The organism is Streptomyces sp. (assembly GCF_031181555.1).
GTDB classification, from domain to species: domain Bacteria; phylum Actinomycetota; class Actinomycetes; order Streptomycetales; family Streptomycetaceae; genus Streptomyces; species Streptomyces fimbriatus.
Genome location: NZ_JAPSKQ010000207.1, coordinates 1 through 9,663 on the forward strand (window position 1 = coordinate 1; position 9,663 = coordinate 9,663).

Genomic DNA, 9,663 nt, shown 5'->3' on the forward strand with positions numbered 1-9,663 from the left:
CGGCGCCGCCCTCGGCCCCCGGTCCGTTCACCCCGTTCACCCCTTCTCCAAGTACTGTTCCCTTTCCTCGTCCAGGAGGGCGTCCAGCGCCGTGCGCAGGGCCGGCAGGTGTTCCAGCTCCGGGTCGGCGGCGACGACCGCGGCGGCCTCCCTGCGGGCCTCGGCGATGATCTCCTCGTCGTCGATGACCGCGAGCATGCGCAGGCTGGACCGGGTGCCGGACTGGGCCTGGCCCAGCACGTCGCCCTCGCGGCGCTGTTCGAGGTCGATCCGGGAGAGCTCGAAGCCGTCGAGGGTGGAGGCCACCGCGTTCAGCCGCTGCCGGGCCGCGCTCGCCTCGGGCATCTCGGTGACCAGCAGACACAGGCCGGGGGCCGAACCGCGGCCGACGCGGCCGCGCAGCTGGTGGAGCTGGGAGACGCCGAAGCGGTCGGCGTCCATGATCACCATCACGGTGGCGTTCGGGACGTTGACGCCGACCTCGATGACGGTCGTGGCGACCAGGACGTCGGTCTCGCCGGCGGCGAAGCGGCGCATGACGGCGTCCTTGTCGTCGGGCTGCATCCTGCCGTGCAGGACCTCGACCCGCAGGCCCTGGAGAGGGCCCTTCGCGAGCTGGTCGGCGACGTCGAGGACGGCGAGGGGCGGGCGCTTCTCCGCCTCGTCCTCGGCGGACGGCGGCTTCTTCCGGCCGGCCTTCTTCTGCTCGTCCTCCTCGTCGCCGATGCGCGGGCAGACCACGTACGCCTGGTGCCCGTTCGCCACCTCCTCGCGCACCCGCTCCCAGGCACGGGCGAGGAAGTGGGGCTTGTCGGCGGCGGGGACGACATGGCTGGCGATCGGCGAACGCCCGGCCGGGAGCTGGTCGAGGACGGAGGTCTCCAGGTCGCCGAAGACGGTCATGGCGACCGTGCGCGGAATGGGCGTGGCGGTCATGACGAGCAGGTGCGGCGGCTGCTTGCCCTTGCCGCGCAGGGCGTCGCGCTGCTCCACGCCGAACCGGTGCTGTTCGTCGACCACGACCAGGCCCAGGTCGTGGAACTGCACCTTGTCCTCGATCAGCGCGTGGGTGCCGATGACGATGCCGGCCTCGCCGGTGGCCAGGTCCAGCAGGGCCTGGCGCCGCGCGGCCGCGCCCATGGAGCCGGTGAGCAGCACCACCTTGGTGGCGTTCTCGGCCCCGCCCAGCATGCCTCCCTCGGCGAGCTCGCCCATCATCTCGGTGATCGACCGGTGGTGCTGCTGGGCGAGCACTTCGGTGGGCGCGAGCATCGCCGCCTGTCCCCCGGCGTCGACGACGGCGAGCATGGCGCGCAGGGCGACCATCGTCTTTCCGCTGCCGACCTCGCCCTGCAGCAACCGGTGCATGGGGTGCTCGGTGGCGAGGTCGTCGAAGATCTCCCCGGAGACCTTCTGCTGGCCCTCGGTGAGCGTGAAGGGGAGGCGGTCGTCGAAGGCGGCGAGGAGTCCGTCCGGCCGGGGTCTGCGGGCGACGGCGGGGAGTTGGGCGTCGGCGTGCCGGCGGCGGGCCAGGGCGACCTGGAGGACGAATGCCTCGTCCCACTTGAGGCGGGCGCGGGCGTCCTCGATGTCCGCCTTGGTGTGCGGGCGGTGGATCTTCAGCAGGGCCTCGGGGAGGGGGACCAGCCCGCGGCCGTCGCGCAGGGAGTCCGGGAGCGGGTCGACGGCCTCCCGGGCGCTGGGCAGGACCGTCTGCAGCGCCTTGCCGATCTTCCAGGACTCCAGCTTGGCCGTGGCGGGGTAGATCGGGATGAGGGCGCCGGCCCAGGCCTCGACCGTCTCCTCCGCGCCGTCGCCGTCTCCGCGCAGCAACTCGTAGGCGGGGTGGGCGAGCTGGAGGCGGCGGTTGAAGACGGAGACCTTGCCCGCGAACAGCGCGCGGGTGCCCGGCAGGAGTTCCTTGTGGGGCTTGTGGACACCGGCGCCGAAGAAGACCAGTTGGAGCCGGCCGCTGCCGTCCGTGATGGTCACCTCCAGACGCTGGCCCTTGCCGCGGGGGGCCTTGGCGGAGGCGAAGGTGTGCAGGCGGGCGTCGGCGACCTGGGCGACCACCGTGACGTGCTCGTCCATGGGGAGGTCGGCGAGGTGGGTGAGCTGGCCCCGCTCCTCGTACCGGCGCGGGTAGTGGTGGAGGAGGTCGCCGACGGTGTGCAGGCCGAGGTGCTCGGCCATCACCTTCGCGGTGGCGGGGCCGAGCACTGACTTGAGCGGCTGTTTCAGTGGTTCTTCCAGTGCGGGCACGCGATCCATTGCACACCACCGCACTGACAGCGCGTGGACGCCGGGGCCCGGCACTTTGCAGAAGTCTCGGGAAATACCTGGTCAGACAGCTGTCCGGGGTTCTAGGATGGCGCGCTCCGGCCATCCTTTCCGCGGTCACCGCCTCACCGGGGCCGCCCGACCCCGCGCCGTCGCGAGTCCCCCACCGGCGCCGTGACGATGGACTCCCAGACCTCACATACATCCCAGGCACCTCAGCCGTCCCAGTCACCTCATACGTTCCAGGTCGATCTGCGCGGCCTGGTGGACCTGCTCTCCCATCACCTCTACTCCAGTCCCAAGGTCTATCTGCGCGAGCTGCTGCAGAACGCCGTCGACGCCATCACCGCCCGACGCGTGACGGAGCCGGACGCACCGGCCCGCGTGCGGCTGTCCGTGGAGGCGGGCTCGCTGCGGGTGGCGGACACCGGCGTGGGACTCACCGAGGCGGACGTGCACGACCTGCTCGCCACCATCGGGCGCAGCTCCAAGCGCGCCGAGGGGCTGCAGGAGGCCCGCTCGGACTTCCTCGGGCAGTTCGGCATCGGCCTGCTGGCGTGCTTCGTGGTGGCCGAGCGGATCCGGGTGGTCAGCCGCAGCGCCCGTACGCCCGACGCGCCGCCCGTGGAGTGGACGGCGCGCGACGACGGCTCGTACACCGTGCGGACCCTGCCGGACGGGGCCCGGCCCGAACCGGGCACCACCGTGCACCTGGTGGCGCGGGCGGGGGCGGACGAGTGGCTGGCCGAGGACCGGGTGCTGTCGCTGGCCCGGGACTTCGGCTCGCTGCTGCCGTACGACGTGCGGGTGGGCGAGGAGGCGGTCACCGCTCTGCCCGCGCCCTGGGACCGGTCGTACCCGGGTCCGGCCGCCCGCAGGGTGGCGCTGGCCCGGCACTGTCACGAGCTGTTCGGCTTCACCCCGCTGGACACGATCGACCTGGACGTGCCGCTGGCCGGGATCCGCGGGGTGGCGTACGTGCTGCCGTCGGCGGTCAGTCCGGCGCAGCGCGCGGGCCACCGGGTGCACCTGAAGGGCATGCTGCTGACCGAGCGGGCCGAGCAGCTGCTGCCGGACTGGGCGTTCTTCGTGCGCTGTGTCCTGGACACCGACAGCCTGCGGCCCACGGCCTCGCGCGAGTCGCTGTACGAGGACGAGACGCTGGCCGGGGTGCGCGAGGCGCTGGGCGGGCGGATCCGCGCCTGGCTGGCCGCACTGGCCGCCGGTGATCCGGAGCGGCTGGCCGCGTTCCTGTCCGTGCACCACCTGGGCGTGAAGTCGCTGGCGCGGCACGACCGGGAGATGCTGCGCACCATGCTGCCCTGGCTGCCGTTCGAGACCACCGACGGACGGCTGTCCCTGGAGGAGTTCGCGCAGCGGCACCCGGTGGTGCACTTCACACGGACGGTGGAGGAGTACCGGCAGGTCGCGCCGATCGCGTCCGCGCAGGGCATCGGCGTGGTCAACGGCGGTTACACGTACGACAGCGAGCTCGTCGAGGCGCTTGCCTCGGTACGGCCGGGCACCACGGTCGCCGAGCTGGACGCGGACACCGTGACCGCCCACCTGGACGCGGTCGACCCGGCCGAGGAGCTGGCCCTGTCCGGGTTCCTGGCGGCCGCGCGGACCAGGCTCGACCCGCTGGGCTGTGACGTCGTCCTGCGCTCCTTCCACCCGCTGTCGGTGCCGGCGCTGCACCTGGACGACCGGGAGGCCCGGCACGAGCAGGCCCGGGCCGAGGCCCAGGAGCAGGCCGACGACCTGTGGGCGGGCATCCTCGGCTCGCTGCGCGGCGGCGCCCCGCGCGCGCGTCTGGTGCTGAACCACCTCAATCCGCTGGTACGGCGGATCGGCTCGCTGGGCGACCCGGAGCTGATCGGCACCGCGACGGAGTCCCTGTACGGGCAGGCGCTGCTCATGGCGCAGCGGCCGCTTCGGCCCGCCGACTCGGCGCTGCTGAACCGGGCCTTCCTCGGCCTGCTGGAGTGGGCCACGCACGACGACTCCACGGGGGGCGGCCGCTGATGGACGAGATCACGGACGTCGACTCCCTGCGCCGGGCGATGGCGGAGAACTCCGGGCAGCCGGAGGGGCCGGCCCGCAACGCCCGCGCGGAGCACCTGCTGCTGGAGGCCGAGAAGCTGAACATCCCGCTCGCCGTGATCGAGGCGCTCGGGCACCAGCTGACGGTCTACAACTACAGCTCCGAGAAGGCGAAGATGTTCGTCCCCTTCGCGCGGCTGCTGCGCATGTGGGACGAGCGCCCCGAGGACTTCGACGCGTACGAGGCGCACTCGCTGCACTGGGCGTTCAAGTGGATGTCGGCCGGCATGCTCCACCAGCCGCACGTCCCGCTCGCCTCGATCGAGAAGTGGCTCGGCGAGATGGAGCACCGCTACCGGCTCGCCGGGCACTCGGAGCGGGCCGTGCGCAGCGCGGAGTTCCACGTCGCCGAGCACATCGGCGACGTGGAGCGGGCGGAGCGGGCGTACGCCGCGTGGCTGGCCGCCGACCGGGACTCCATGGCCGACTGCCACGCGTGCGAGCTGCACGGGCAGGGCTGGTGGCAGGCGGAGCGGGGCCGGGACGCGGAGGCGCTCGAGCTGTGGCGGCCGGTCCTGGAGGGCGAGTTCACCTGCGCCCACGAGCCGCACGCGGTGCTCGCGGCGTCCCTGCTGCCGCTGCTGCGGCTGGGACGCGTGGACGAGGCCCGCGCCCACCACCTGCGCGGCTTCCGTCTGGTGCGGCCCATGGAGAGCATGCGGGGCGCGTACGCGGACCACGTGGAGTTCTGCGCGCTGACCGGCAACGAGGCACGCGGCCTGGAACTGCTCGCCGAGCGGCCGGCGTACTTCACGGACGAGGGGCATCCGCGCAGCAAGCTGGACTTCCTGAGCGTGGTGACCCTGCTCATGGACCGGCTGACCGGACTGGGGCTGGGCGGCCGGCCGGTGCCCGGTCCGGCCGGCCGGACGTGGACCGCGGCGGAACTCGGCGCGCACGCGCGTGCGGAGGCGCTCGCCCTGGCGGCGCGCTTCGACGAGCGCAACGGCACCCGGCACATCGGCGAGCGGACCCGCGCGCGCATGACGCAACGCCCCCTGGTGGAGCGGCTGCCGCTCGGGGTGCGGTCCTCGGGTGCGGTCCCGGTGCGGCCCGCGGCCCCGGTCGGCGGGCCGTCGCAGACGGCGGATGCGACGGGTCGGGCGGACACGGCGGGCGGTGAGCCCGACCCGTCGGCCCTGCTCGCACGGGCACGGCACCTGTCGGACACCCTGCAGCCGCACGCCGTGGAGGCGTGGGCGGCGGTGGCGCGGGCCGCCGGGGCCACGGACGGTTTCGAGCTCACCGCCCGCGACCGCGCGGAGATCGCCGACCACGAGGCGATGGGCCTCGGCCCCGAGGGCACGGACCTCTTCGAGCGGGCCGCCGAGCTGTACGCGGAGGCCGGCGATCCCGGGGAGGCCCTGGCGGCACGCGCGCGTGCGGCGTACGTCCGTGCGCTGGCGGGTGAGGTGGACGAGGCGCTCGAGGCGGTCGCCGGGCCGTACGAGGAGATCCGCGCGCTGTACGCCGGGGACGGCACGGGGGTACGGCAGACGGCGTCGGTGCTGATGGCCCGGGCGCGGATCCTGATGCGGCGGGTGCACGCGGCCGGGGAGACGCCCGGGGAGGCCGTCCTGGCCGAGGCCGAGGCCGCCGTGCGGGCGGTGCTGGCGCTCGTCGAGGACCGCACCGGCGAGGACGTCCGGCTCGCCGCGCGGGCCGCCGAGGCGCACGCCATGCTCGGTGAGCTGGCGGGGTACGACGACGTGGAGCGGGCGGCGGAGCTGCTCGGGTCGGCCGCCGAGGAGTTCGTCGGGGCGGGACTGCCGTGGTTCGCGGTGGAGTACGAGGCCCGGCTCGCCCGGCTCGCCCACCACCTCGGCGACACCGCCGGGGCGGAACGGGCGCTGCGGGCCGCCCTGGAGCACGGCGGGCCGTATCTGGAGCCGGCCGGACGGGCGCAGCTGCACCTGCAGCTCGCCGAGGTCACCGGCGGGCTCGGACGCGTCGCGGAGGCCGCGGACCATGCCCTGGAGGCGGCGCACTGGGCCGACGAGGCCGGCGAGGGACCGACGCTGGGCGCCTGGGCCCGGCATCAGCTCGGCGGACACCTGCTGCGGCAGGGGCGGTGGGCCGAGGCGGCGGAGGTGCTGGAGTCGGTGCTGCCGGACGTGACCGCCGAGACGCACGGCGACGGGGCGGTCGTCCAGGCGCTGTGGTGGCTCGGGGACTGCCTCGACGAGCTCAAGGAGCACCGCGCGGCCGCCGAGCGGCGGTTGCGGGCCGCCGAGATCGCCCGGCACTGGCCCGAGCAGCAGGACCACGCCGCGCTGGCCCACCTGGCCGCGTCCAGCCTCGAGATGGCGGGTCTTCCCGACGAGGCGGAGCAGGCGTACGCGCGCGCGGGTGAACTGTGGCGCGCGGTCGGCGACGCGTCCGGCCTGGTCCGCTCACTGCGCGCCCGCGCGTGGCTCGCGCTGCGCGAGGACGGGGGCCGGGACGCGGCACGCGCGCTGATGACGGCCGCGGTCGAGGAGTGCGGGGCGGCGCGGGACGCGGCGGCGGACGACGGCACACGGGCGCGGCTCACCGCCGAGCTCGGCGACACGCACCGTCAGTTCGCGGATCTGCTGGCCCGGTCGTCGGGCGGGAACGCGGCGGACGGCGAGGGAAGGGCCCTGGCCGAGGAGGCGGTGTCCGCGCTGGACCGCGCGATCGCCGTGTTCGGTCTTCTCGGCCCGGACGCCCTGCACGAACGCACCCGCGCGGAACTCGCCGCGGCCCGGCTGGAGGCGGACCTGGGCCTGCCCGCCGCCGCGGCGGCACGCGCGCGTGCCGTACGGGCGGCGTACCAGGACGCCTCCGGGGAGGACGGGACCGCCCACGCCCGGCGGACGGAGGCGGAACACCTGCTGGGGATCCTGGCGGAGCACGGGCGGACGGACGTCTGAACCTCCGGGGGAACGGCCGGCCCTGCCGGCTCCCCGTCCGCCGGCGCCGCCCGGAACGGGGCGGCCGGGGTCACTCCACCCCGATGAGCAGCAGGGCGCCCTGCCTGCCGCCGTGGTACACCACCGTGTCGACGGCGAGGTAGCCCTCGCGGACCCGGGTCTCCAGGTGGCCGGCGACGTCCTCGGGGGTCCCCTCGCCGAGGACCAGGGTGACCATCTCGCCGCCGGCCGCGAGCATGCGGTCGAGGACGGCCTCGGCGGTGGCCGTGAGGTCCTGCCCGATCACGGCCACGTCTCCGTCGATGAGGCCGAGGACGTCACCGGCCTGACAGATGCCGGCCATGGTCCAGGACTGGTGCTCGGCGACGGTGACCTCGCCGTACCGGGTCGCGCCCGCCGCCGAGGTCATCGCCACCACGTCCTCGTCGAAGCGGCGCTCCGGTTCGTGCACCGCGAGCGCCGCGATGCCCTGGACCGCGGAGCGGGTCGGGATGAGGGCCACCCGGATGCCCTCGGTCCGGGCCTGCTCGGCCGCCGCGGCGGCGGTGTGGCGCAGGTCCGCGTCGTTGGGCAGCAGCACCACCTCGCGCGCGTGCGCCCGCCGCACGGCCTGGACGAGCTCGCCACTGGCGGGCGGCTCCCCGGGGCGGGCGAGCACGGTGGTCGCACCGGCCTCGGTGTACAGCCCGGCCAGGCCCTCGCCGGGCACCACGGCCACGACGGCCCGCTGAGCACGCTCCCGGGGCGACCGCTCGGCCCCCGTGGTGTGGACGTCCCCGGCACCGAAGTGGGTGATACGGATCCGGTACGGCCGCCCGGCCTCGACCCCGGCCTCGACCGCCGCGCCCGCGTCGTCGACGTGCACATGGACGTTCCACAGCCCGTCACCGCCGACCACGACGAGCGAGTCGCCCAGTCCGTCGAGCCGCTCCCGCAACCGCGCCACGGCCGCGTCGTCGGCCTCCAGGAGGTAGATCACCTCGAAGGCGGGCCCGCCGGGCCCCGGGACGGCCCCGCCGTCGGCGCACTCACCGGGCTCGGCGGCGCCCCGGGCGAGGTCTCCACGAGCCGCCACGCACGCGTGGCGCTCCTCCCCTTCACCTGCGTCCACCGCGTCCCCGGCGGGTACCCCGTCCACCTGCCGCACGCGCGCGTGCGGCCCGGGCCCGGTGGCGCGCACGGAGCCGCTCCGCGGGCCCCCCGCCGCGGGCATCGCTCGCGGCGCCTCCCCCGTGAACGTCTCCACCAGTGCCGCGAGCACCGCCACCAGCCCCCTGCCGCCCGCGTCCACCACCCCCGCGCGCCGCAGGACGGCCAGCTGGCCCGGCGTCGCGGCGAGGGCCGCGCGGGCGCCCTCGTAGGCCGCCCGTGCCACCGTCCCGCAGTCGCCCTCCGCACCGCCGGCCGCCGAGGCGGCCGCCTCGGCGACGGTGAGGACCGTGCCCTCGACGGGGTGGGCGACGGCCTGACGCGCGGAGTCGGCCGCGTGCCGCAGGGCGAGCCGCAGCCCCTGCCCGTCGGCGCGGGCCGCGGTCTCCTCCCCGGCCAGCACCTGAGCCATTCCGCGCAGCAGCTGGGCCAGGATGGTCCCGGAGTTCCCGCGGGCGCCGATCAGCGCCCCGTGCGCCATCGCCCGTACCGCGTCGGCCAGCGTCGGCCCCCCGGCCGCGCCGCCCGGGATCCCGGGGGGACCCACGGCGCCCCCCGCCTCGTGTCCGGCGAACACCGCCTCGACCGCCGCGGCCGCCGACTCGACGGTCAGATAGAGATTGGTACCGGTGTCCCCGTCCGCCACGGGGTAGACATTGATCGCGTCGATCTCCTCACGCGACCGCCCCAGCGCCTCCAGCGCGAGACCGCACCAGGCACGCACCGCGAGAGCATCGAGGAATGTCTGCGGCACCTGCGCCACCTGCGCCTCCCTGAGCTGCTGGACGTGGCACGCAGCGTAGACCTTGGGACGTCGCCCACCGGAAGAGGGCCGGGGGCGGGCCCCTGAGCCGCCATGGTAGTTTCGTTCTACGGGTGCAGCCGTTGTATGCTGCTCCGGTTGCCCGATCCGATCGGGCCTCTCCCCTGGCAACGCCACTCAAGTCCCCAAGGCTCCTCGAGCCCGGGATCTTGATCCCGGCATGCCGGGATCAACCGTAAGTGCATCTGAAGTCTTTGGAGTGACCCGTGGCTGCCAACTGCGACGTCTGCGGCAAGGGGCCGGGCTTCGGCAACAACATCTCGCACTCGCACCGCCGTACGTCCCGCCGCTGGAACCCGAACATCCAGCGTGTGCGTACCGTGGTCGGCGGGACGCCGAAGCGCGTGAACGCCTGCACCTCGTGCATCAAGGCCGGCAAGGTCTCGCGCTGACGCTTCCGCTGAGCGCGCGGCC

The 9,663-nt window shown here is 74.9% G+C and carries 5 protein-coding genes; 3 read left to right on the top strand and 2 right to left on the bottom strand.

Annotated features, from left to right (window positions below; genetic code table 11):
• Window positions 1–36: 36 nt before the first annotated feature.
• Window positions 37–2,271, bottom strand: coding sequence for an ATP-dependent DNA helicase RecG (recG, locus tag RIM90_RS28160; RefSeq protein WP_309063575.1), 2,235 nt, complete (start codon window positions 2,269–2,271; stop codon window positions 37–39).
• Window positions 2,272–2,460: 189 nt separating this feature from the next.
• Between recG and RIM90_RS28165 the strand changes: the two genes are divergently transcribed.
• Window positions 2,461–4,305 (top strand): HSP90 family protein, encoded by a 1,845-nt coding sequence (locus tag RIM90_RS28165; RefSeq protein WP_309063578.1) that lies wholly within the window; start codon window positions 2,461–2,463, stop codon window positions 4,303–4,305.
• Window positions 4,305–7,277 carry a tetratricopeptide repeat protein gene (locus tag RIM90_RS28170; protein WP_309063576.1) on the top strand — a complete coding sequence of 991 codons (2,973 nt, stop codon included), beginning with the start codon at window positions 4,305–4,307 and terminating at the stop codon, window positions 7,275–7,277. The genes RIM90_RS28165 and RIM90_RS28170 overlap by 1 nt, the downstream gene beginning before the upstream one ends.
• Window positions 7,278–7,347: 70 nt before the next feature.
• On the opposite strand, the gene RIM90_RS28175 is transcribed toward RIM90_RS28170, so the two are convergent.
• On the bottom strand, window positions 7,348–9,189 hold the full coding sequence (locus RIM90_RS28175) for a DAK2 domain-containing protein (protein ID WP_309063577.1): 1,842 nt from the start codon (window positions 9,187–9,189) through the stop codon (window positions 7,348–7,350).
• A gap of 266 nt (window positions 9,190–9,455) precedes the next feature.
• Here RIM90_RS28175 and rpmB point away from each other — a divergent pair, with 266 nt between their 5' ends.
• Entirely contained in the window at window positions 9,456–9,641 is a 186-nt protein-coding gene (rpmB, locus tag RIM90_RS28180; RefSeq protein ID WP_003993230.1) for a 50S ribosomal protein L28, read from the top strand.
• Window positions 9,642–9,663: the final 22 nt, after the last annotated feature.

Bases quoted from the DNA above. Each gene is read 5' to 3' on its own strand.
- RIM90_RS28170 (WP_309063576.1), top strand. From the start codon at position 4,305: ATGGACGAGATCACGGACGTCGACTCCCTGCGCCGGGCGATGGCGGAG.
- recG (WP_309063575.1), bottom strand. From the start codon at position 2,271: ATGGATCGCGTGCCCGCACTGGAAGAACCACTGAAACAGCCGCTCAAG.
- RIM90_RS28165 (WP_309063578.1), top strand. From the start codon at position 2,461: ATGGACTCCCAGACCTCACATACATCCCAGGCACCTCAGCCGTCCCAG.